This is a genomic window from Massilia sp. Bi118 (genome assembly GCF_918697865.1).
Lineage (GTDB): Bacteria > Pseudomonadota > Gammaproteobacteria > Burkholderiales > Burkholderiaceae_D > Telluria.
On record NZ_CAKKMV010000001.1, the window covers coordinates 319,603 to 343,110 of the forward strand.

The window sequence follows — 23,508 nt, forward strand, 5'->3', positions numbered from 1 at the left end:
ACGTTTTGCGAAGTCCTGCCTATACAAGTCAAGGCAGGAGAAAATACGTAAACATGGCGGACAAGCATGCTAAACATTCAGAAAAAGTTGCTTACCGTAACTCAGTTTCCATGTGTAAATGCGGTTACATTTTTCTCTAGCCGCGCAGTCAATTCCCGGTTTAGAATCTTGCGCTTTCGTTACCCTCCAGCGGACTCAGCAGTGAGAGACATCCAGATTCGACCAGCGCGCGACGCCGACTTCAACGCCATGTGGACCATCTTCCAGGCCCATGTCGCCACGGGCGAAACCGTCGCCCATGGCGGCTCGACCAGCCGCGAGGACAGCCATGAATACTGGTTCGCGCCGAGTGCGACCACCTTCGTGGCGACCAAGGGAGGCGAGCGGATACTCGGGATGTACAAGCTGCAGCCGAACCACTTCGGACGCGGCAACCACGTCGCCAACGCTTCCTACATGGTGAGCCCGAACGCCCAGGGCGTGGGCGTCGGCCGCATGCTGGGTGAGCACAGCATCGAGGAAGCGCGCCGCCAGCGTTACCTGGCCATGCAGTTCAACTACGTGGTCAGCACCAACAGTCCCGCCATCACCCTGTGGAAGCGGCTGGGCTTTGCTATCGTCGGCACTTTGCCCAAGGCCTACCGCCACCGCCGCCTGGGTTATGTCGACGCCTATGTGATGTACAAATTACTGGAAGACCCGGCGCGCTGGGAGCTTCCCGAGGAAGACTGACACCTGATGGAGATCCTCCGTACCGAACGCCTGCGCCTGCGCACCGCAACGCCAGACGACATCGTGTTCTATCACGCGCTGGTCAACGACCCCGCCTTCATCGAGCATATCGGCGACCGCGGCATCCGCACGCTGGACGATGCCCGGCAGGCCTTGCTGGCCGGGCCGGTCGCGATGCAGGAAGAGCGCGGGCATTCGCTGTACGTGGTCGAGTTGAGCGAGTGCGGATCGCCGATCGGCATGTGCGGCCTGATCAAGCGCGACACGCTGGAAGAGATCGACATCGGCTACGCCTACCTGCCGGACTGGCGCGGCCAGGGCTATGCCTACGAGGCGGCGCGGGCGGTGCTGGACTATGCGCCGACCATCGGCATTCGCAAGCTGGTGGCGATCACGTCGCCCGCCAACGTGGCGTCGAATGGCTTGCTGCGCAAGCTGGGGCTGGAGTTTGTCGAGTTCAGGCATCTGGTGCCCGGGGATGCGGGGACCAATTTGTACAGTATCGAGTTCTGACGCCGTTCCCGCTCACACCTCGTCGTTCCCGCGAAGGCGGGAACCCAAGTTTGCATGAATAGCCACTTTATTTAGTGCTGGTGGCACGCGTCGGACTTGGGTTCCCGCCTGCGCGGGAACGACGGTTTTTAGGCCGCGTGATTATTGTTTGACGCTACCCCAAGGGAAGAACCAGGTCAGCGGCTTCTCTACCCGCGCCGCCCATGAAGCCTCGTTGTGGCGCCCGCCGTCGGCCTTGAAGAACATGAGGTCCTCGTTCTCGCGGTAGCCCTTCGCCCGCATGGCTTCCAGCATCTTCGTCGTATCGTCGAGTCCATCGTCGACCGTGCCGGCGTCGAGGTAGAACTTGACCGGCAGGCGCGCCGGTACTTTGGCGATCAGGGCGCCCTTGTTCCACCAGAAGGAGCTGGACACGCCGCCGGCCTTCGAAAAGGTCTCCGGATAGCGCTGCGCGATCGCGACCGAGGCGATGCCGCCGAGGGACGAGCCCATGATCGCTGTATTCTCCTTGCCCGGCAGCGTGCGGTAAGTGCGGTCGACGTAAGGCTTGACCGTGTCGACGATGAAGGCGCCGTAGGCATCGAGCTTGCCGCCGCCGTATTTCGGGTCGCAGCAGGGCGTGTATTCGGGGATGCGGTCCGGCGTGTTGTCGATGCCGACCACGATCACCTCGTCGGTGATGCCCATCGCGATCAGGCGGTTCATGGTCTCGTCGATGCCCCATTCGACGCCATAGGCCGCGGTCTTCGCGTCGAACAGGTTCTGGCCGTCGTGCATGTAGAGCACCGGGTAGCGCTTGGCCGGGTTCTCCGCATAGCTGGGCGGCAGCCAGATGCGCAGCGCGCGCCTGTTGTTCAGCTGCCTGGACTCGAAGTCCTTCACGATCGTCAGCTTGCCGAAGGGGGCGCCGAAGAAGGGGTAGATGTCGACCGTGCTGCCCGGCGCCAGCTTGTAGGCGCCGCCGATCGAGACCTTGTCCTCGCCCAGCGTGGGCTTCATCTGTACCGCGCCCAATTCGTCCGGCCAGGTATAGGTCCAGACGTTGACCGGGCCTTCCGGGCGCTGTGCCGGCACGCCTTTCGACCAGCTCATCGGCCCTTTGTCGCCGATGACGCGGATGTCTTCCTTGCCGGCCGGGTAGTGGATGCGCACCGTGGTGGCGCCGGCCTGCTGGGCCGTGAGCGCCAGCAGCATCGCCGCCGCGGCCGTGTTCATGAATCGTTTCATAGGTTTCCCGTGTCAGCGCACGCGCAGCAGGCGCACGCCATAAATGTCGAAGCGGTTGGATGTCCCCTCGGCGCCGCCGGCCGCACTGAAGCTGCTGTTACTTTGCAGGTAGCTCATGTTATAGAAGTCGCTCATCTCGATCCGATACGCACGGCCTGCCTTCAGGCGGGCCGCCAGCGGCGTCGAATACACGATGGGCGTATGCGCTTTCTCGATGCGCGCGTGCGGTAGCTGCACCACGCCCTGCGCGACGATGGCGCCGGACTCATCCTTCACCGCGAGCCATTTTACGCCACCGCTGATGCCCAGGTTCACCTGGTTGGCGCCGTTGTGGTAGCGGACCTGGACGGCGTAGCCGCCGGCATCCGGCAGCTTGATATCCCTGACGCTGAAGCGGTCCTGCGGCTTGCCCCAATTGGCCAGGTGCGGCTCGTCGAAGCGCGGCGAGGGGCCGGCCAGTGCGACGCTTGCGTTCACGCGCGGATCGGTTGCCGGGATTTCGACGCCGGCATCGAGGCAGCGCGGGCGGCTGTGGTGGCTGCGGTTGCCCGAGCCTTCGAATACCGCTTCGACCGCGTAGCAGGCGGTGGCGCTGGCGCGGCGGTCGGTCCAGAGGCCTGCCGGCAGCTTCGATGCCACCAGCTTGCCGTCGCGGTAGATGTTGTAGTGGAGCTTGCCGGTGTCCTTCGCTTCGATGCTCAGCATTGCGTTGCCGGCTGCATTGCGCTTCAAATCGGCGATGACCGGTTCGTGCGGCCCGAACACCGCCGGCGTCTCGACGTAGGGATCGGCGTTCACGCGGCGGATCGCCTGTTCGCCGGCGTCGAGCTTGCCCAGCACGATCTCGACCTGGTTGTCGGCCGTGAGTTCGCTCCATTTGATATTCGCGCCGGCCGGTTTGCCGTTCAGGAGAATGCGCTCGACGGCATACACGCCATTGGCCTCCTTGCCGGCCACCGCGGGCAGGCGCAGCTTGATGTTGAGGGCGTGGCCCTGCAGGCGCAGGTTGGTGAGCGCGATCTCGTTGGCGGCCGCGAACATCCCGCCGCGCAGCTTCGCCGTGACGAAAGGCTGCAGGGCGATGCCCTCGTTGGTGGCCGAGACGCCGAAAACGTTGCGCACCACCATGCCGATATAGGCGCCGACGGACCACAGCTGGCGCTTCGAGTTGATGACCGGTCCGATCAGCTTCGGATGGGCTTCGTCCAGCAGCAGAGGCTGGCCGGACAGCCACTCCAGGTTCTCCATGTTCGACAGGTTAAGCGCCGCGCCGCGCATCAGCGAATCGTAGGCGGCGTCGGCGACCGCCACGTTGCGCCCTAGCACAGCGGCGCGCAGGCCGTAGGCCGTCACGAAAGGCCACATGGCGCGGTTGTGGTAGACCGGCATGTCGAGCTGCTGCGGCCAGATCACCGGCGCGCCCATCGGGCCGTGCGGATAGCTGGCCAGGATGCGCTGCGCGCGCTTGCCGTCGGCGATGCCGGTGACGATGGCCAGCGACTGCCCCAGCCAGTCGAACTTGTGCATCGGCGCGCCGTCGAAGTGGGCGGCGGTGAGGCTGCTGTACATGCCGGCGTCCTCGAGCCACAGGCGGGCATTGATCGCGCGTTTCAGTTCGCGCGCCCATTCGGCGTAGCGTTTCGCACGCGCCTCGTCCTTCTGTTCGTGCGCCAGCATGGCCGCCAGCGTGAGGGCCTTGTAGTGGCCGGCGTTGGTGGACAGGGCCTTGCTACTCGCCATCGAGGCCAGGTCTTCCGGAATCCACGAAGCGTAGCTCTGGTCGCGCCAGTCGAGGAAGGATTCCTCGCCCGTGTACAGGCCGGTGGCCTTGTCGAAGGCGGCGATACGGTCGTTGTCGATCGTATTCGACAGCGCCTTCAGCGCGGCGGCGGCGAAGGCCGGGCGCTCGGCGGGCGGCAGGGATTTCAGCACTTCCTCGGCGGCGAAGGCCCAGGTGATGCGATCGGTGCTGACCGGCCAGCTGCCGCCGCTGCCTGTGTCCTGCGCGATCTGCAGGCCGTCCTTTGTTCCGGCCACTTGCGGCGCCTGCTGGATGCCATCGCGCCAGCCGGACAGTTTGAAGAGCAGCGAATTGCGCACCCGCTGCGGATCCAGCATCGCCAGGCCGAGGTCGGCGGCATAGGACAGGTCGCGGGTCCAGACGTAGTGCCACTTCTCGCCGGTCTCGAAGCAGTCGCAGGGAATGGCGTTGTTGCCGTTGTAGTTACCGTCGCGGATTTCCTTGACCGAGTCCAGGCGCATCTCGTGGGCCGCCAGCGCGAACAGGGCGTCGAATGCCAGGTTGCCGCTGCGGACCTGGGGCAGCGTCGCATCCTCTTTATAAGTGGTGTACTGCGGACCGGGGTCGCGCAGCTGCATGGTGGTCGAGTGCGCGTAGCTGCGCAGCGGTGCCTGCGGATCCTGCACCGAGAAGCGCGCCGTCTCCTGCTTGCCGTCCCAGGTCGGGAAGCTCAGGGATGCCGTCGCGCCCGCGCCCGCGTGCGGATCGGCAGCCGGGCCAGACGCCGGCGTCTCGACGCGGCTCACGCTCAGCACAGGCTTCGCAGGGTCGGACACGTCCACGCGGAAGCGGAAGGTGGCAGTCTGCCTGGTGAACAGATAGTCCTCGGGACCGGCTTCAAGGGCCAGCGGGTAGCTTGTGCCGAGCGCCACCGCTACGCTGGCCGAAGGATTCGCAACCCACTCGGCGTTCCAGTCCTTGCTGCCGATCTTGAAGGCGTGGTTGCCGGGGCTGACCAGGATGTCGGTTTCGTAGATGCCCTTGCCTTTATAGGCGAGCTGGTTGTCCGTGCCCCAGCCGTTGAAGGCGCCGCGGACGTAGATGTCGTAGCGCAGGGGAGGGGCTTCCGCGGCGATGGCCGGGATGGATTGCGCGAGCAGGGCCGCGATGAGAAGAGCAGATGGTTTCATAGGTAGAACGGGCACTCCGTGCCCACCAAATCGTTGGCTACATGGTGTGCACGTAAATCAGTCCCCCGGACTGATTTACCCCACCCTACGTCAAATCTCGAGGATCCAGGTCGCCTTGGCCGGCAAGCGGATTTCGTCTTTCAAAGAATAGGTCTTGCCGGTCAGGACATCAGTACCCGACACCACCCCCGACAACATCTCCCGGAAGCGCCCAGCATCCAGCACCACCTCCTTGTCATTGGCATTGAAAGCCACCATCACCTTCTTCTGCCCGTCATAACGGAAGTAGACATAGGTATTGTTCTCCGGCCCATAGTGCATCAGCTTCCCGCGATGGATGACGGGGCTGTTCTTGCGCCAGTTGACCAGCTTCTTCACGAACGCCTGCGCCTCGCGCTGGCGCGGCGTCAGGCCAGCACCAGTGAAGGCATTGACCTTGTCGCCGGCCCAGCCGCCGGGGAAGTCGTGGCGGTAGCTGTTGTCGTCGCGGTGCCTGGTCTCGCTGGTCATCAAGAGTTCGTCGCCGGTATAGAAATGCGGGATGCGCGGCATCGTCATCACGAAGGCGATGTCCATCTTGTAGCGGTCGAAGTCTTCGTTGACCACGCTGTAGATGCGCGCCATGTCGTGGTTCGCCTCGAACAGCACCAGGCGGCTCGGGTCCGGATACAGGTAGTCGAGCGACAGGGTTTCGTAGACGTCGCTGAAGATGTTCTTGCCGTCCTTGTCGGCCAGCGCCGTGCGCATTGCCTCGGTCAGCGGGAAGTCCATCATGCTCGGCATCGAGCTGACGTAGCCGTCGAAGTTGACTTTACCGCGCTGCCAGTGCGAGACCACGGCCGGCAGCTTGCTCCATTCCTCGCCCACCATGTTCAGCTGCGGGTACTCGGCCATCAGGCGCTTCGTGTACTCGGTCAGGAAGGCGCCGTCGGAGTAGCCGAAGGTATCGATCCGCAGCCCGCTCAAGCCGGCGTACTCGATCCACCAGATGTTGTTCTGGATGAGGTAGTTCGCCACCAGGGGATTCGTCTGGTTCATGTCCGGCATGCCCGGGCTGAACCAGCCGGTGGTGAAGTTGCTGGCGTCTTCCTTCGAAGCGTACGGGTCCTGCACGGCGGTGCGGTGATGATTGGTACTCACGAACTTGCCGGGGTGGTTGATCCAGTCCGGCGTCGGCAGGTCCTTCATCCACCAGTGGTTCTTGCCGATGTGCGAGAGCACCACGTCCTGGATCAGGCCGATGCCGTGCTTCTTCGCTTCCCGGGACAGGCGCAGGTAATCCTCGTTGCTGCCGTAGCGCGGGTCGATCCTGTAATGGTCGGTGGCGGCGTAGCCGTGGTAGGAGGCGCCCGGCATGTCGTTCTCGACCAGCGGCGTCGGCCACAGCTGGGTGAAGCCCAGGCCCTGGATGTAGTCGAGGTGGTCGATCATGCCCTGGATGTCGCCGCCGTGGCGGCCGTGGCCCAGCTTGCGGTCCAGCTTATCGGCCAGGCCGGCCACGCTGTCGTTTTTCGTATCGCCGTTGGCGAAGCGGTCCGGCATCAGCTGGTAGATCGCGTCCTGGGTGTCGAAGCCCTTGCGCTGGGCGGAGCCGTTCTCGCGCGCCAGCAGGCGGTAGGTGGTGCTGGCGCTGTGGCCACCATCTTTACCGCGGAAATCGATGCGGATGCTGCCCGGCGCCGCTTTCTCGCCGACGACCAGGTCGATGAACACATAGTTGCGGTTGGCGACCCGCGTCACCTGGGCGATGCGCACGCCCGGGTAATCCAGCGCCGGTTCGAGCTCGGCGATGGCGGGACCGTGCACCATCAGTTGCAGGCGCTGGTCGTGCATGCCGGCCCACCAGAAGGGCGGCTCCACGCGGTCGATGGCGGGCGCCTGGGCGTAAGCCGTGCCGGTGGCGAACAGGGCGGCGCCGATGAGGATGAGGATGCTGGACAGGGTGGGGCGGAAGGGGGCGGGCATGGAAAGCGTCTCCGTAAGTAGCGCAACTACATCGGCGGGCGGACAGAAGTGTCCTGAAAAAGCTGCCGGATTTGCATTGTTGCCCCGAGAATACTACAGTGAGGATGGCGCTTCAACGATAATGACCAGGTAAATCTCTAGTTTTGCTACAGCATTTCAGCAGCATAAATACAGCGTGTCGAGCGCATACCTTGACATAAGCTGAAAATCTACTACGAAAATTTGCACCAGGACGGTGCAAAAGCAAGCACTGTTGGTGCAAAGTAAGCCGTTTGTAGTACGACTACATCGTCTGTATGCACCCTTTGTAGCTCGAATACAACGATATTCGCCTTCACTCTTAGAAAACCACGTAAAAATCCGAGATTCCCGTAGTCCCGGACAAGTCTCGTTGACAGTGCATCTAGTTTTAGTACAGAATCGTTGGCAGAACGTCTAAGAAACGTTTGCTTCTTGGCTCCCGTAGTGATGGCTCTCCGGCTAGTGTTTTCGGGAAAAAACATAGATTTGTACGATTTGAGGGGACAAATGAACCTTATCAATAAGCGCACGGCGCGCACTGTGCCGGGCACCATCGCATTCAAGCTCAGCCCCGTCGCAGCAGGCTGCGCCGTTTTCATGGCGCTGACCAGCCACGCCGCGCTCGCGCAGGAAACCAGCACCCAGGACGCAGCCGCGACCGGCGCTACCAATTCCGCGATCCAGACCGTGCAGGTGACGGGTATCCGCCGCGGCATCGAGGCGGCGATCTCCGTCAAGAAGAACAGCGACTCCATTGTCGAAGCGATTTCGGCTGAAGACCTCGGCAAGCTGCCGGACCAGTCGATCGCAGAATCCCTCGCGCGCCTGCCGGGCGTGACCACGCAGCGCGACGTGCACGGCAACGCATCGATCATCTCGATCCGCGGCATGTCCGGCGACTTCTCGACCGGCCTGCTGAACGGCCGCGAACAGGTTTCGACCGGCGACTCGCGCACCATCGAATTCGACCAGTACCCGGGTGAGCTGCTGTCTGGCGTCACCGTGTACAAGACCCCCGACGCAGCCGTCGTCGGCCAGGGCCTGTCGGGCACCGTCGACCTGCGCACCGTGCGTCCGCTGGACTTCAAGGGCCGCACCATGGCGGTCAACTACCGCCGCGAAAAGAGCGGCCTGGGCCTGGACTACTCGAAGGGCAGCGGCAACCGCTTCACCTGGTCCTACATCGACCAGTTCGCCAACCGTCAAATCGGTATCGCATTCGGCTTCGCCCGTCTGCAGGGCACCGGTCCGGCCAACAGCCGCTTCAATGGCTGGGGTGGCGGCACGACGACCTACAACGGCCAGACCGTGAACATCCCGCAAAATGGCGCGGAAGGGTTCACGGAGACCTATCGTCAGGCGCGTAACGGCCTGATGGGCGTGGTCGAGTTCCGTCCGAGCCGCGAGTTCACCAGCACGCTGGACCTGTTCTATTCGCAGTATGACCGCAGCACCCGCAACGTCGGCATCCAGATGCCGCTGAACGACGGCGGCAGCGTGTACGACGCGGCAAGCACCCTGGTCAACCCGGTCATTTCGGGCGGCAACGTGATGAGCGGTTCGGTCAACAACGTGCGTCCGATCATCCGTAACGACAACGAAGTCTGGAACGACCGTACCCGTTCGATCGGCTGGAACAACAAGCTGAAGCTGAACCAGGACTGGACCGCGTCGCTCGACCTGTCGTTCAACGACGCCAAGCGCGAAGGCGTCAACCTCGAGACCTACGCTTCGACGGCCGTGAACAACCCGACGACCATCGGCTTCACCCGCGGCAGCCTGGGCTACACCAGCAGCGTTGACCTGAGCAATCCGGCCAACATCGTGCTGACCGACCCGCAGGGCTGGGGCGGCACCGACATCCAGGCCGGTTACGTCAAGTTCCCGCACGTGTATGACCGCCTGGGTGCTGTGCGCTTCGATGTGTCGCGCGACCTGCCGGAAGGCCTGCCTTTCAGCAAGTTCTCCGCCGGCGTGAACCTGTCGAACCGTTCGAAGACCCGTTCGTACCAGGAAGGCCTGCTGTCGATCAAGGGTGACACCAGCCGCTTCGCAACCGCGCCGGTCCCGGCGGGCAGCAGCACGATGGTGGCCGGCCTGACCGGCATCAACGTGGTCAGCTACGACCCGGTCGCCGCCCTGAACAGCGTCTACACCGTGAGCGCGAAGCAGCACCCGGACATCTACAACAAGGACTGGGTGGTGCGCGAGAAAGTCGACACCGCGTTCACCAAGCTGGGCATCGATACCCAGGCCTTCGGCATCCCGCTGCGCGGTTCGGCCGGCCTGCAATACATCCACACCCAGCAGGAATCGACCGCCTTCTCGGTGGACAAGATCCAGGGTTCGGACGACCTGCACCGCCCGACCGCTACCGTTACCGACGGTACCAGCTACAACGACGTGCTGCCTAGCCTGAACCTGATCGGCGACCTGGGCAACCAGCAAGCCTTGCGCTTCTCGCTGGAAAAGATCATGGCGCGCCCACAACTGCAGCAGATGCGTGCTTCGGGCGGCTTCGGCTACGATGCGTCCAAAGATATGCTCAGCGGCAGTGGCGGCAACCCACGGGTAAAGCCGTTCCGTGCCAAGGGTGCCGACCTGTCGTTCGAAAAGTACTGGGACAGCCAGGCCTACGTGAGCGCCGCGGTGTTCTATCGTAAGCTGGACAGCTACATCATCAACACCGATGCCTCCATGGACTTCACCCCGTATCTGGTGGGTGGGTTCGTACCGAAGAGCCCGATTACTGGGGCGCCTCTGACGACCGGTACCTTCAACACGCCGATGAACGGCACGGGCGGCAACATCAAGGGTGTAGAGCTGGCTGCTTCGCTGCCGCTGAAAGTCCTGACCCGTTACCTGGACGGCTTCGGCGTCGTGGCCAACGTGGCGCAAAACGCCAGCTCGGTGGCGATTCCGAACACGACCGACAACGGCACCGGTGGCAACATGGCGCTGCCAGGCCTGTCGAAGCGCACCGCCAGCCTGACGGTGTACTACGAGAAGAACGGTTTCTCGGCACGTGCGGCTGAGTCCTATCGTGGCGACTTCATCGGCGATGTTGCCACCAACACCGGTGACCGCCAGCTGACCTTCATCGAAGGCACCAAGGTTCTCGACCTGCAGTTCGGCTATGAGATCCAGTCGGGTCCGGCAAAGAACCTGTCGTTCCTGCTGCAGATGAACAACATGTCGAACTCGCACTTCAAGCGTTATCGTGACAAGAAGGACAACGTCATCGAAGACCGTCCGCTGGGCCGCAGCATCCTGTTCGGCCTGAACTACAAGATGTAATATCATGCTGTTGGCTCGACGCTGACAACGCCCCTTGCCAGGTATCCCGGCAAGGGGTTTTTTTGTATCCTGCAAACCATGACTACACAGACTCCAATTCAACAACTCGTGATCGTCGGCGGCGGTACCGCCGGCTGGATGGCCGCCGCCGCGCTGGCCCGCCTGCTGCAGGGCAAAGTCGCCATCCGCCTGGTCGAATCTGACGAGATTTCCTCCGTCGGCGTCGGCGAATCGACGATCCCGATGATCCGCCTCTTCAACGACGTCCTCGGCATCAACGAAGACGAATTCGTGCGCGAGACAAAAGCCACCTTCAAGCTCGGCATCGAGTTCAAGGACTGGAGCCGTCCCGGCGCGCGCTACATGCACGGCTTCGGCCGTTTCGGCCAGGACCTGTGGACGGTCGACTTCTTCCAGTACTGGCTGAAGGCCTGGCAGGCAGGCATTGCTCCCGACCTCGAACACTACTCGATCAACCGGATGGCGACGCGTACCAACAAGTTCATGCGGCCATCGAGCGAAACTCCGAATTCACCGCTGGCCGAGATCATGTATGCCTTCCATCTCGACGCCGGCCTGTACGCGCGCTACCTGCGCAAGTACGCCGAAGCGCTTGGCGTGCGCCGCACCGAGGGCAAGGTGGTGGAAGTCCGCCAGCGCCCTGGCGATGGCTTCATCGAGTCGGTGGTGCTCGAGCGCGGCGAGGTGGTGGCCGGCGACCTGTTCCTCGATTGCACGGGCTTCCGCGGCCTGCTGATCGAGCAGACCCTGAAGACCGGTTTCCAGGACTGGAGCCACTGGCTGCCGTGCGACCGTGCCTGGGCAGCACCCTGCGCGCTGTCCGGCGAGCTGCAGCCCTACACGACCGCCACCGCGCGGCCGGCTGGCTGGCAATGGCGCATCGGCCTCCAGCACCGCACCGGCAATGGCCACGTGTATTCGAGCCGCTTCATGAGCGACGACGAGGCGGCCGGCATCCTGATGGCGAACCTGGACGGCGAGGCCCTGGCCGAGCCGAAGCTGCTGCGCTTCACGGCCGGCAAGCGCAACAAGGTATGGAACAAGAACGTGGTCGCGCTCGGGCTGTCTTCGGGCTTCCTCGAGCCGCTCGAATCGACTTCGATCCACCTGGTCCAGTCGACCCTTTCGCGCCTGCTGGCCTTCTTCCCGGACACCGGCTTCCACCAGGCCGACATCGACGAGTTCAACCGCCAGTGCGATTTCGAGGTCGAGCGTATCCGCGACTTCATCATCCTGCACTACCACGCTACGGAGCGCGCGGACACGCCGTTCTGGGACCATTGCCGCACGATGGACATCCCGGACACGCTGCGCCGCAAGGTCGAGTTGTACAAGTCCCGAGGCCGGGTAGTGCGCGAGAACGAGGAGCTGTTCACGCCGATCGGCTGGCAGCAGGTACTGCACGGCCAGGGCGTGCGCCCGGCCGGCTACAACCCGTTGGTCGACCTGATGGAAGAAAAGGAGCTGCGCAACATGCTCGGGGATATCGAGCGTGTAATCGGCAAATGCGTGGATGTCATGCCGACCCATCAGAAGTTCATCGAGGCGGTTGTTGCGGCGGGCCAGCCAGGTACTGCTCATCGCTGACTTTCTCCAGCCACACCACGTTCACGCCATCCAGCGCTTCCTGGATGGCGATGTGCGTCATCGAGGTCGTTGGCGAGGCACCGTGCCAGTGTTTATGGCCGGGCGGGCACCAGACCACGTCGCCGGCGTGGATCTCGACGATCGCTTCGCCTTCGCACTGGGTCCAGCCGCAGCCGGCCGTGACGACCAGGGTCTGCCCCAGTGGGTGGGTATGCCAGGCCGAGCGCGCGCCCGGCTCGAAGGTGACGCTGGCGCAGGACACGCGCGAGGGCGCCGGCGCGCTGTTGAGCGGATCGATCCGCACGGTGCCGGTGAAGTATTCTTCCGGGCCTTTCATCGAGGGCTGCGAGCCCACACGTTTGAGTTGCATGCTTATTCCTTTCGTTGTGCCGGAGACTTGCCACTATAGCCAGCAACGACTCATGAGAATAGGCGGCTCTTACTCAATGCCGATATGAGGAAATTTCACGAATCGCCGCGCCAGCGCAGCGCATCGACCACCAGCGCGAAGGCCGGCGAGGCCTGGCGCCGGCTCGGATAGTAGAGGTGGTAGCCGGGGTAGGTAGGGCACCAGTCTTCCAGCACCCGCACCAGCCGGCCGGTGGCGACGTGCTCCTCGACCATGTCGTCGGGCAGGGTGGCCAGGCCGGCGCCGTCCAGTGCCGCCTGCAGCTTCTGCGGCGTCGTGTTGAAAATGGCCTGGCCCTCGACCTGCACCTGCAGCTCCTTGCCGTCCCGGCTGAACTCCCAGGGCGCCAGGCCGCCGTAGGTCGCCAGGCGCAGGTTGATGCAGTTGTGGCGCGTCAGTTCCTGCGGGGTCTGCGGCAGCGCCCGGCCTGCCAGGTAGGCGGGAGAACCGACCACGGCCCGCTTCATGTCCGGCGAAATGCGCACCGCGATCATGTCGCGCGCCACCTGGTCCCCGGTGCGCACGCCGGCGTCGAAGCGCTCGGCGACGATGTCGATCAGGCCGTAGTGGATGCCGATCTCGACCTTGATGTCGGGGTAGGCCGCCAGCACCACCGACAGCTTCGGCCACAGGATGGTGGACGCCGCATGGTCGTGGGTTGTGATGCGGATCGTGCCGGCCGGCTTGTCGCGCGCTTCGCCCAGTGCGTTCAGGCCGGCTTCGATGGCCTCGTAGTGCGGCTCCAGCGAGGCGTACAGCTTTTCGCCGGCCTCGGTTGGCGCCACGCCGCGCGTGCTGCGCGCCAGCAGGCGCACGCCGAGCCGGGATTCGAGTCCGCGGATGGTATGGCTGAGCGCCGACTGCGACACGCCTAGCTGCGCCGCGGCGCGCGTGAAGCTGCGTTCGCGGGCGACAAGGATGAAGGCTTGCAGGTGATTGAAGTCGGGACGGGCCATGGCTGGGGAGTGTAGCAGCGTCGTATTCCGGGTGCATCGGCAGCAAATAATCCGGGCTTCCAAGCCCGCGAAAGAGTAAACTGTAGGATTGCCTTGAATTTTTAAGAGAATTTCCTACATGCATGACACCCAGCTCCCGACGTTTGCCGACCTGAACCTCCCCGCACCGATCCTGAAAGCGCTGAAGGACGTCGGTTACGAGACGCCTTCGCCGATCCAGGCCGCCACCATTCCGCTCCTGATGGAAGGCCGCGACATCCTCGGGCAGGCCCAGACCGGCACCGGCAAGACCGCGGCGTTCGCGCTGCCGGTCCTGTCGCGCATCGACGTCAAGAACCCCGCCGTGCAGGCGCTGGTGCTGGCGCCCACGCGCGAGCTGGCGATCCAGGTGGCCGAAGCTTTCCAGAGCTACGCCGCGCACCTGAAGAATTTCCACGTGCTGCCGATCTACGGCGGCCAGGCCTACGGTCCGCAGCTCGCGAGCCTGCGCCGCGGCGCGCAAGTCGTGGTCGGCACCCCGGGCCGCGTGATCGACCACCTCGACAAAGGCACGCTCGACCTGTCGCAGCTGAAAACCCTGGTGCTGGACGAGGCCGACGAGATGCTGCGCATGGGCTTCATCGACGATGTCGAGCGCATCCTGCAGGAGACGCCGGAAACGCGCCAGACCGCGCTGTTCTCGGCCACCATGCCGCCGCAGATCAAGCGCATCGCCACCACCTACCTGCGCGAGCCGAAGGAAGTGACGGTGGCCGCCAAGACCACCACCGCCACCAACATCACCCAGCGCTACTGGCTGGTGGCTGGCCTGCAGAAGCTGGAAGCGCTGACCCGCATCCTCGAAGCCGAGCCTTTCGACGGCATGATCATCTTCGCCCGCACCAAGCTGGGCACCGAGGAACTGGCGAGTAAACTCCAGGCGCGCGGCTTCGCGGCCGCCGCCATCAACGGCGACCTGGCCCAGGCGCAGCGCGAGCGCACCATCGAGCAGCTCAAGAATGGCAAGATCGACATCCTGGTCGCCACCGACGTCGCCGCGCGCGGCCTGGACGTCGAGCGCATCAGCCACGTGATCAACTACGACGTGCCCTCGGACCCGGAAAGCTATACCCACCGCATCGGCCGCACCGGCCGTGCGGGCCGCAGCGGCGAGGCGATCCTGTTCGTCACTCCGCGCGAGCGCGGCCTGCTGAAGGCGATCGAGCGCGCCACCCGCCAGCCGGTCGCCCAGCTGACCCTGCCGACCATCAAGGCCGTCAACGACGTGCGCATCGCGAAGTTCAAGGACCAGATCGGCGAAGCGCTGGCCGCCGGCGGCCTGGAGATGTTCCGCAACCTCATCGAGGAATATGAGCGCGACCACAATGTGCCGGCGATCGACATTGCCGCCGCCCTGGCCAAGCTGAATCGCGGCGACGAGCCGCTGCTGATCGAGAAGCCGGACCGCGAGCCGAAGCCAGAGTGGAAGGAACGCGAGCCGCGTCCGGAATGGCGCGACGATGCGCGTCCGGCCCGCGCCGGCCGTGAAAGCTTCGGCCGCGAGAGCTTCGGCAGCGAGGAGCGCCCGGCGCGCCCGACCCGCGAAGGTTTCGCCCAGCCGCGCGAGAGCTTCAAGAAGGAGCGCGTGATGCGCGCGCCGGAACCGGGTATGGCAACCTACCGCATCGAAGTCGGCCACGCCAACAGCGTCAAGCCGGGCAACATCGTCGGCGCCATCGCCAACGAGGGCGGCATCCCGTCCAAGGAAATCGGCCGCATCGAGATCTACGACGACTACTCGACCCTGGACATGCCGGCCGACCTGCCGCAGGACCTGCTGCAGCATTTGCAGAAGGTGTGGGTGGCGGGCCGCCAGCTGAACATCACGCGGGATGGCGAGGAGCCGATCAAGGCGGCGCCGAAGAAGAAGTTTGGGGAGAAGAAGCCTTTCAAGAAGGGCTGATCCTGTCGTTACACTGTTAACGTCGTTCCCGCGCAGGCGGGAACCCAAGTTTGCCGAGTAGCCCCTGGCTCAAGCGCAGGTGGCAGCTCAACGAACTTGGGTCCCCGCCTTCGCGGGGACGACGCGAATCGTCTGTTGTTTAACTACACGATTTCATCGCCGCCCTAGGCATTGTCTGGATTGACACTCTACAATGCCCATGTTACTTTGCTACATGGAGGTAGTCTGGCACCAGTCCAGGCACCGTTAGGGGACACAGATGGAAATGCACACTCACTCGCTCAAGCCGCGCCTGTCGTTCTGGCAGCTGTGGAACATGAGCTTCGGCTTCTTCGGCATCCAGTTCGGCTTCGCGCTGCAGAACGCGAATACCAGCCGGATCTTCTCGACCCTCGGCGCTTCGCCCGACGACCTGGCGCTGTTCTGGCTCGCCGCGCCCGTCACGGGCCTGCTGGTGCAGCCGGTAATCGGCTACCTCAGCGACAACACCTGGCACCCGACCTGGGGCCGCCGCCGTCCCTTCTTCTTCCTCGGCGCCATCTTCGCCGCGCTGGCCCTGTTCCTGATGCCGAATTCCGCCGCCGTCTGGATGGCAGTGGCCGTGCTGTGGATGATGGACGCTGCGATCAACGTGTCGATGGAGCCCTTCCGCGCCTTCGTCGGCGACAAGCTCGATACCTCGCAGCAGACCGCCGGCTTCGCGATGCAGACCTTCTTCATCGGCTGCGGCGCGGTGATCGCCTCGCTGCTGCCGATGTTCTTCTCGGACTACCTGGGCGTGTCCAACGTGCCGGTGAACGGCGCGATTCCGGATACCGTGCGCTATTCCTTCTATGTGGGCGGCGCGGTGTTCCTGGCCGCCGTCAGCTGGACCGTGTTCACGGCCACCGAGCTGCCGCCGCCGGACCTCGACAGCTTCAAGGCCCAGCGCCAGCACGCACGCAGCTTCGGCGTGGCGCTGCGCGAGATCGTCGGGGGCCTCGGCCAGATGCCGAAGACCATGGTGCAGCTGGCCTTCGTCCAGTTCTTCAGCTGGATCGCGCTGTTCGCGATGTGGATCTACACCGGCACCGCGATCGCCGACAATGTCTACGGCACCGTCGATGCCCAGTCGGTCGCCTACCAGGAAGCCGGCAACTACGTCGGCGTGATGTTCGCCGTGTACAACGGCGTGTCGGCGCTGGCCGCCTTCCTGCTGCCCATTCTCGCGCGCGCCACCAGCCGCAAGGCCTGCCACACGATCTGCCTCGCCATCGGCGGCATCTCGCTGGCCAGCCTGTTCCTCATCCACGAGAAGGCTATGCTGATGGTGCCGATGATCGGCGTCGGCATCGCCTGGGCCAGCATCCTGACCATGCCTTACGCGATCCTGGCCGGCGCGCTGCCCGCCAACCGCATGGGCTATTACATGGGCCTCTTCAACTTCTTCATCACGATCCCGCAGATCGTCAGCGGCCTGTTGCTCGGCTTCTTCACCAAGCACTTCTTCGGCGGCCACACGGTGCTGACCCTGGTGCTGGGCGGCGCCTGCATGGTGCTGGCGGCGGCATTGACGCTGTTCGTCACCGACAAAGCCGAGAAGTAAGCTGCGCCACCATTTCGGCTCCTGTCCTATCATGAAGGTTTGACAACAAACCACGCATCGATACAGGAGCACGAGATGACGATTCAGACAGTAGCGACCACGCCGTTTGCCGGGCAGCGCCCCGGCACCTCGGGCCTGCGCAAGAAGGTCACCGAGTTCCAGCAGCCCGGCTACCTCGAAAACTTCGTCGAGGCGATCTTCCTGACCCTGGGCGATTGCAGCGGCCGCACCCTCGTGCTCGGGGGCGACGGCCGCTTCTACAACCGCACCGCAGTCCAGGCCATCCTGCGCATGGCCGCCGCGCACAAGGTGGCCCGGGTACTGGTCGGCCGCGGCGGCATCCTCTCGACGCCGGCGGTCAGCTGCGTGATCCGCAAGCACGGCGCCTTCGGCGGCATCGTACTGTCGGCCAGCCATAATCCCGGCGGCCCGGACGGCGACTTCGGCATCAAGTACAACATCGAGAACGGCGGCCCCGCGCCGGAGAAGATCACCGAAGCGATCCATGCGCATACCCAGACCCTGAGCGAATACCGCATCAGCGATGCCGGCCCGGTCGACCTCGACCAGCCCGGCACGACCCAGCTTGAAGAGATGGCGGTCGAGGTCATCGACCCGGTGGCCGACTACGCCGAACTGATGGCGCGCCTGTTCGACTTCGACGCGATCCGCGCCCTGTTCGGCCGCGGCTTCACGATGCGCTTCGACGGCATGAGCGCCGTCTCCGGCCCCTACGCGAAAGCCATCATCGAAGGCATGCTGGGGGCGCCCGCGGGCACCGTCATCAACGACGAACCGCTGGAAGACTTCGGCGGCCACCACCCGGACCCGAACCCCGTCAACGCGGCCGAACTGGTGGCGCTGATGAACGGCCCCGATGCGCCGGAATTCGGCGCGGCCTCCGACGGCGACGGCGACCGCAACATGATCGTCGGCCGCAATCTTGCAGTCGCACCCTCGGACAGCCTGGCCATCATCGCCGCCAACGCGACGATGGCGCCGGGCTACCGCGCCGGCATCAAGGGTATCGCGCGCTCGATGCCGACCTCGCAGGCCGCCGACCGCGTCGCCGAAGCCCTGGGCATTTCCTGTTTCGAAACGCCGACCGGCTGGAAGTACTTCGGCAACCTGCTCGACGCCGACCTGGCCACGCTGTGCGGCGAGGAGAGCTATGGCACGGGCTCGAACCACATCCGCGAAAAGGATGGCCTGTGGGCCGTGCTGTTCTGGCTGAACCTGATCGCGGCCAGCGGCAAATCGGTCAACCAGCTGGTACAGGAACACTGGGCCCGCTTCGGCCGCAATTACTATTCGCGCCACGACTACGAAGCCGTGGACGCTGCAAGCGCCGACAAGATGATGGTCGACCTGCGCCTGAAGCTCTCGTCGCTGGCCGGGCGAACCTTCGGCGAGTTCCGCGTCGCGCAGGCCGACGACTTCGTCTACACCGATCCGGTCGACCACTCGGTCGCCAGCAAGCAGGGCATCCGCATCATCATGAGCGACGGCTCGCGCATCGTGCTGCGCCTGTCCGGCACCGGCACCGAGGGCGCGACCGTACGGGTCTACCTCGAACGCTACGAGGCCGACCCGTCGCGCCATAACCTGGACACCCAGGAAGCGCTGGCGCCCTTGATCGTCATCGCCGAGCAGGTGTCGGAACTGAAGCAGCGTACTGGACGCCAGGAGCCGAGTGTGATCACTTGATCCCGTCACCCACGCACACCCACCCGTCATTCCCGCGAAGGCGGGAATCCAAGTTCGTAGCGGACTGCCGGCTTCATTGCGGCCATTCACGCAAACTTGGGTTCCCGCCTCCGCGGGAACGACGTCACTTAAAAAAGGACCCTGAATGAAATTCTCCGCCCTTGCCGTTTCCCTGATGCTCGCCTTCGGCGCCGCGTCCGCCGCCCCGGACCTAACGCCCGTCAAAGGCAAGCCCTTCACCTGGGAGAACGCGACCGTCTACTTCCTGCTGACGGACCGCTTCAACAACGGCAACCCGGCCAATGACCATGCCTATGGCCGCAAGGACGACGCAGCCGTCGCGCGCGGCTTCATGGGCGGCGACCTGGCCGGGGTCACGCAGAAGATCAAGGACGGGTACTTCACGGACCTGGGCGTGGACGCGATCTGGATCACGCCGCCGGTGGAGCAGATCCACGCGCCTACCGATGAAGGTACGGGCAAGACCTACGGCTTCCACGGCTACTGGGCGCGCGACTTCACGGCCGTCGACGCCAATCTCGGCACCGAGAAGGACCTGCACGAGCTGGTGGACGCCGCCCACGCGCGCGGCATCCGCGTCCTGCTGGACGTGGTGATGAACCAGACCGGCCCGGTGACGCCGCAGGATCCGGTCTGGCCGGCCGAGTGGGTGCGCACCTCCCCAAGCTGCACCTACAAGGACATGGCGAGCACCATCAGCTGCACGCTGGTGAAGAACCTGCCGGACTTCCGCACCGACAGCAACGAGAAAGTGGACCTGCCGCCGGCATTGGTTGCGAAGTGGAAGAAGGAAGGGCGCTACGAGCGCGAGACGGCGGAGCTGAACGACTTCTTCAAGCGCACCGGCTACCCGCGCGCGCCGCGCTACTACCTGATGAAATGGCACAGCGACTGGGTGCGCAAGTACGGCTTCGACGGCTTCCGCGCCGACACCGTCAAGCACGTCGAGCCGGGCGCATGGAAAGACCTGAAGAAGGTCGCCAGCCAGGCCTACGAGGACTGGAAGAAGGCCAATCCGGCCAAGCGCGTGCCCGGCGATCTGCCTTTCTTCATGACTGCCGAGACCTACGGCTACTCGGTCAAGGCAGGCCGCGAGTTCACCTACGACGGCGGCAGCAAGGTCGATTATTACAGCAACGGCTTCGACAGCATGATCAACTTCAGCATGGTCCGCGATGCCGGCCAGGGCTACGAGCAGCTGTTCTCGTCCTACTCGGCGGCGCTGCACGGCCCTTTGACCGGCTACTCGGTGCTGAACTACCTGGACTCGCACGACGACGGCAATCCCTTCGACGCGCTGCGCCAGCGCCCGATGGAAGCGGCGAATAAACTGCTGCTGGCGCCGGGCCAGGCCCAGATCTACTACGGCGACGAAACCGCGCGCGTGCTGAAGATCGAGGGCGCGGAAGGCGACGCCAACCTGCGCTCCTTCATGAACTGGGACCAGCTGAAGAACAACACCCGCGTCGGCTTGTTCGGCGTGGCCGAAGTGCGCGAGCACTGGGCGCGCCTGGGCCGCTTCCGCCACGCGCACCCGGCGGTGGGCGCCGGCGTGCACCAGATGCTGCAGGCCAGCCCCTACGTGTTCAAGCGCACCTATGAAAAGAACGGCGTGACGGACCGCGTGGTGGTGGCGCTCGACCTGCCGCAGGACCGCACGGTGGCGATTCCGGTGGCCGGCGTGTTCATGGATGGCCAGACCGTGCGCGATTCTTACACCGGCAAGACCGCCGTGGTTGCGAAAGGCAAGGTGCAGTTCGAGCTGCGGGCGCCGGTGGCGCTGATCGCGCTGGACTGATCCTTCGATCCGGGTTCCCTCAGTTGAGGGCACGAAAGCGGCGGTTCGTTCCATCGCGATTGTGCCCCCTTCATGTTTTCCCTACCGTGGAAAGCATGACGACCCCACATCTCCTAAACGTCCTCGTTCACATCCTGGCCGGCAGCGCCGCCATCGTCCTCGGCCTCTACCTGCTCGGCAAACCGAAGGACGCCATTCACCACCGCCGGCGCGGCCGCGTGTTCGTGCTTCTCACCGCCGTGGTTTGCCTGAGCGCTGCGGTCGGCAATGCGGTCTTCCGCTTCCTGCCGCTGTTTGCGGTCTTGACCGTGCTGGTGTCCTATCAGCTGCTGAGCGGCTGGCACGTCATCTACACGCGGGCGAACGGTCCCGACAAAGTGGACGCGGGCCTGCTGCTGGGCGCCGTGGCCATGACCGCCATGCTGGTGCGCCGCCTGTTCGCCGATGGCGCGATGGTGGGCGCGGCGGCATCGGTCCTGTATTCGACGCTGGCTGCGGTAATGATCCTACTGGCCTACGATGCGGTGCGCTGGCTGTTCCCGCGGTGCTGGCATGCGGCACTGTGGCGCTATGAGCATATCTACAAGATGCTCGGTTGCCTGTTCGGGATGCTGTCGGCGGCCGTCGGGAATACCGTGCGAGTGGGGCAGCCCTGGTCGCAGCTGGCGCCGTCGGTGCTCGGCATGATCGTCGTGCTGTGCTGCTGGGTGCGCATCTATCGCGCGCAGCGGAGGGCCTTGGAAATGCGGCCGCGGATGGTCTAGACTTGCAGGCAGGAGGAAGCCCATGCTCATCAACGCCGATTTTTCGCTGCCCGTCATCATCGAACCCAGCCAGTACCAGTGGGCCGCCTCGCCGCAAGCGGGCGTCGAGCGCATGATGCTGGACCGGATCGGCGCGGAGAAAGCGCGCGCCACCAGCATCGTGCGCTACGCACCCGATTCCCATTTTCCGCCGCACCAGCACCCGGGCGGCGAAGAGATCCTGGTCCTGGAAGGCACGTTCTCCGACGAGACCGGGGATTTCCCGGCCGGCTGGTATCTGCGCAACCCGGACGGGACTTCGCATCAACCGTCGAGCGCCGAGGGAGCGCTCATCTTCGTTAAGCTGCGCCAGATGGCGCCGGGGGACGATCGTGTCGTGCGCATCGATACGCGCAAGGCGTCGGCCTGGCAGCGTCACGAGGACCGGATGGTTTGCCCACTGTTTTCAAGTCCTGCCGAGCAGGTGTGCCTGCAGCGTGTGCAGGCAGGAGGACGCATCCTGATGGACGCTGCCGACGGTGCGGAACTGCTGGTGCTCGAAGGCCGGATCGTCGATGGCGACCGGCGCTACAAGCCCGGCACCTGGATACGGCTGCCCGCCGGCGACCGGCCCGGTTTCACGGCAGGCGAGAAGGGCGTGCGCTTTTATCTGAAGACCGGACACCTGGCGCATCCGGTCATGGCCGAGTAGCTCAGCAGCCGGTCTGCTTGATACGCTCGACTTCCAGCCCGAACAGCGGACGCAGACGCGTGCCGAACACGTTGCCGGCAAACGCCGCCACCAGCCACAGCCAGCCGTGCAGGCTGCCCGACACGATGCCGCTGAAGTAGGCGCCGATGTTGCAGCCGTAGGCCAGGCGCGCGCCGTAGCCCAGCATCAGGCCGCCGACGACGGCCGCGATGAAGGAGCGCAGCGGCAGCTTCCACTTCGGCGCGTAGCGGCCGGCCAGCGCGGCCGCCAGCATGGCGCCGAGCACGATGCCGATGTCCATCACCGAGGTCACGTCCTTCCACACCGGCGCGGCCAGCGCGGCGGCATTCGCCTTGGTCGACCAGTAGGTCCAGCTGGCGGTGTCGATGCCGATGGCCGACGCAGCTTTCGCGCCCCACAGCGCAAAAGCCGAGGTCACGCCCCACGGACGGCCCGACAGCGCGAGCGTGGCGAAATTGAGCAGCACCAGCGCGATGGCGCCGGCCACCAGCGGCCAGGGGCCGTGCAGCCAGGTCGATGCGCGTTCGGCCGGGAGCTTGGGCGCGACCAGCTTGCCGTGGCGGCGCTTCTCGACCACCACCGTGATGGCGGCGATGGCGGCGAACACCAGCCAGTTGAGCAGCAGCGCCGGCGCCAGGCCCAGTTCCTTCACCAGCGAGACCGGCTTCAGTTGCGGCAGCGAGGTCCAGAAGGGCATGTGCGCGGTGGCGATCACGGAGCCGGCGATGAAGGCGAGCAGGGTGACGATCATGCGCGTGCTGCCGCCGCCGACCGTGTACAGCGTGCCGGAGGCGCAGCCGCCGCCCAGCTGCATGCCGATACCGAACAGGAAGGCGCCGATGACCACCGAGGTGCCCGCGGGCGAAACCAGGCCGTTGACCGGATTGCCGAACAGCGTGCCGGCGGACAGCGCCGGGAAGAACAGCGCCACGCCGACGGCCAGCATGATCATCTGTGCACGCAGGCCGGCGCCACGGCCGTCCGCGATGAAGACGCGCCAGGACGAGGTGAAGCCAAAGGCGGCGTGGTAGAGCGCGAGGCCGAGCAGGGCGCCGACCACGAACAGCGCGGCCTGTTTGACGCTGACGGCCTGTGCCAGCCAGAGGGCGCCGATCAGGATGAGTAAAAGGGAAACGCCGAGCGGCTTCGGATTGATGTCGACACGGCGCGGAAGAGGCAAAGTTGCAGAATCGGACATGGTAAGTGTTTGAATTTGAAACGGAATCCGCTATTTTCGCGCGTTTTCGATTTTCGTGCTGGCGGCCTCTGCCCAGCCTTTGTGCACGAGGCGCGCACGATTCGAATGCGTCCTGCTTGAAT

Annotated in this window: 16 protein-coding genes; 10 read left to right on the forward strand and 6 right to left on the reverse strand. The window is 64.7% G+C overall.

All coding sequences use genetic code 11. From position 1 onward, the window contains the following. The first annotated feature begins 201 nt into the window (after nucleotides 1-201). Nucleotides 202-732 (forward strand): GNAT family N-acetyltransferase, encoded by a 531-nt coding sequence (locus tag LQV39_RS01395; RefSeq protein WP_230019832.1) that lies wholly within the window; start codon nucleotides 202-204, stop codon nucleotides 730-732. Between the two features lie 6 nt (nucleotides 733-738). After that, nucleotides 739-1,245 (forward strand): GNAT family N-acetyltransferase, encoded by a 507-nt coding sequence (locus LQV39_RS01400; protein WP_230019833.1) that lies wholly within the window; start codon nucleotides 739-741, stop codon nucleotides 1,243-1,245. A gap of 141 nt (nucleotides 1,246-1,386) precedes the next feature. Here LQV39_RS01400 and LQV39_RS01405 read toward each other — a convergent pair whose 3' ends face one another. The 3 genes from LQV39_RS01405 to LQV39_RS01415 form a co-directional block, all read right to left on the reverse strand. Beyond that, nucleotides 1,387-2,472 carry an alpha/beta hydrolase gene (locus LQV39_RS01405; protein ID WP_230019834.1) on the reverse strand — a complete coding sequence of 362 codons (1,086 nt, stop codon included), beginning with the start codon at nucleotides 2,470-2,472 and terminating at the stop codon, nucleotides 1,387-1,389. A 12-nt stretch (nucleotides 2,473-2,484) separates the two neighbouring features. Next, nucleotides 2,485-5,403 carry an esterase gene (locus tag LQV39_RS01410; RefSeq protein WP_230019835.1) on the reverse strand — a complete coding sequence of 973 codons (2,919 nt, stop codon included), beginning with the start codon at nucleotides 5,401-5,403 and terminating at the stop codon, nucleotides 2,485-2,487. A gap of 90 nt (nucleotides 5,404-5,493) precedes the next feature. Then, on the reverse strand, nucleotides 5,494-7,368 hold the full coding sequence (locus LQV39_RS01415; protein WP_230019836.1) for a glycoside hydrolase family 13 protein: 1,875 nt from the start codon (nucleotides 7,366-7,368) through the stop codon (nucleotides 5,494-5,496). 528 nt (nucleotides 7,369-7,896) lie between these two features. On the opposite strand from LQV39_RS01415, the gene LQV39_RS01420 reads away from it, so the two are divergent. After that, nucleotides 7,897-10,686, forward strand: coding sequence for a TonB-dependent receptor (locus LQV39_RS01420; protein ID WP_230019837.1), 2,790 nt, complete (start codon nucleotides 7,897-7,899; stop codon nucleotides 10,684-10,686). A 78-nt stretch (nucleotides 10,687-10,764) separates the two neighbouring features. Continuing rightward, entirely contained in the window at nucleotides 10,765-12,294 is a 1,530-nt protein-coding gene (locus LQV39_RS01425; protein ID WP_230019838.1) for a tryptophan halogenase family protein, read from the forward strand. Here LQV39_RS01425 and LQV39_RS01430 read toward each other — a convergent pair. Continuing rightward, a complete protein-coding gene (locus LQV39_RS01430; protein ID WP_230019839.1) occupies nucleotides 12,245-12,664 on the reverse strand; it encodes a cupin domain-containing protein in 420 nt (139 codons plus the stop codon). The two genes, LQV39_RS01425 and LQV39_RS01430, sit on opposite strands and share 50 nt — an antisense overlap. Before the next feature lie 95 nt (nucleotides 12,665-12,759). Next, on the reverse strand, nucleotides 12,760-13,659 hold the full coding sequence (locus tag LQV39_RS01435; protein ID WP_230019840.1) for a LysR family transcriptional regulator: 900 nt from the start codon (nucleotides 13,657-13,659) through the stop codon (nucleotides 12,760-12,762). A gap of 118 nt (nucleotides 13,660-13,777) precedes the next feature. Here LQV39_RS01435 and LQV39_RS01440 point away from each other — a divergent pair, with 118 nt between their 5' ends. The 6 genes from LQV39_RS01440 to LQV39_RS01465 all read left to right on the forward strand — a co-directional run bounded on the left by LQV39_RS01440 (nucleotide 13,778) and on the right by LQV39_RS01465 (nucleotide 22,167). Then, the gene (locus LQV39_RS01440; RefSeq protein WP_230019841.1) at nucleotides 13,778-15,601 is read left to right on the forward strand and encodes a DEAD/DEAH box helicase; all 1,824 of its coding nucleotides are present in this window, start codon (nucleotides 13,778-13,780) and stop codon (nucleotides 15,599-15,601) included. 265 nt (nucleotides 15,602-15,866) lie between these two features. Further along, nucleotides 15,867-17,186, forward strand: coding sequence for an MFS transporter (locus LQV39_RS01445; protein ID WP_374199396.1), 1,320 nt, complete (start codon nucleotides 15,867-15,869; stop codon nucleotides 17,184-17,186). A 75-nt stretch (nucleotides 17,187-17,261) separates the two neighbouring features. Then, nucleotides 17,262-18,893: an alpha-D-glucose phosphate-specific phosphoglucomutase gene (locus tag LQV39_RS01450; RefSeq protein WP_230019843.1), complete on the forward strand. Its 1,632-nt coding sequence runs from the start codon at nucleotides 17,262-17,264 to the stop codon at nucleotides 18,891-18,893. A 145-nt stretch (nucleotides 18,894-19,038) separates the two neighbouring features. Continuing rightward, on the forward strand, nucleotides 19,039-20,712 hold the full coding sequence (locus LQV39_RS01455; RefSeq protein WP_230019844.1) for an alpha-amylase family glycosyl hydrolase: 1,674 nt from the start codon (nucleotides 19,039-19,041) through the stop codon (nucleotides 20,710-20,712). Nucleotides 20,713-20,807: 95 nt separating this feature from the next. Then, nucleotides 20,808-21,476: a hypothetical protein gene (locus LQV39_RS01460; protein WP_230019845.1), complete on the forward strand. Its 669-nt coding sequence runs from the start codon at nucleotides 20,808-20,810 to the stop codon at nucleotides 21,474-21,476. A 22-nt stretch (nucleotides 21,477-21,498) separates the two neighbouring features. Beyond that, nucleotides 21,499-22,167, forward strand: a complete 669-nt coding sequence (locus LQV39_RS01465; RefSeq protein WP_230019846.1) for a cupin domain-containing protein — start codon at nucleotides 21,499-21,501, stop codon at nucleotides 22,165-22,167. Nucleotide 22,168: 1 nt separating this feature from the next. Here the strand turns inward: LQV39_RS01465 and LQV39_RS01470 are convergent, their stop codons facing one another. Further along, nucleotides 22,169-23,386 (reverse strand): YeeE/YedE family protein, encoded by a 1,218-nt coding sequence (locus LQV39_RS01470; RefSeq protein ID WP_230019847.1) that lies wholly within the window; start codon nucleotides 23,384-23,386, stop codon nucleotides 22,169-22,171. Between the last annotated feature and the right edge of the window lie 122 nt (nucleotides 23,387-23,508).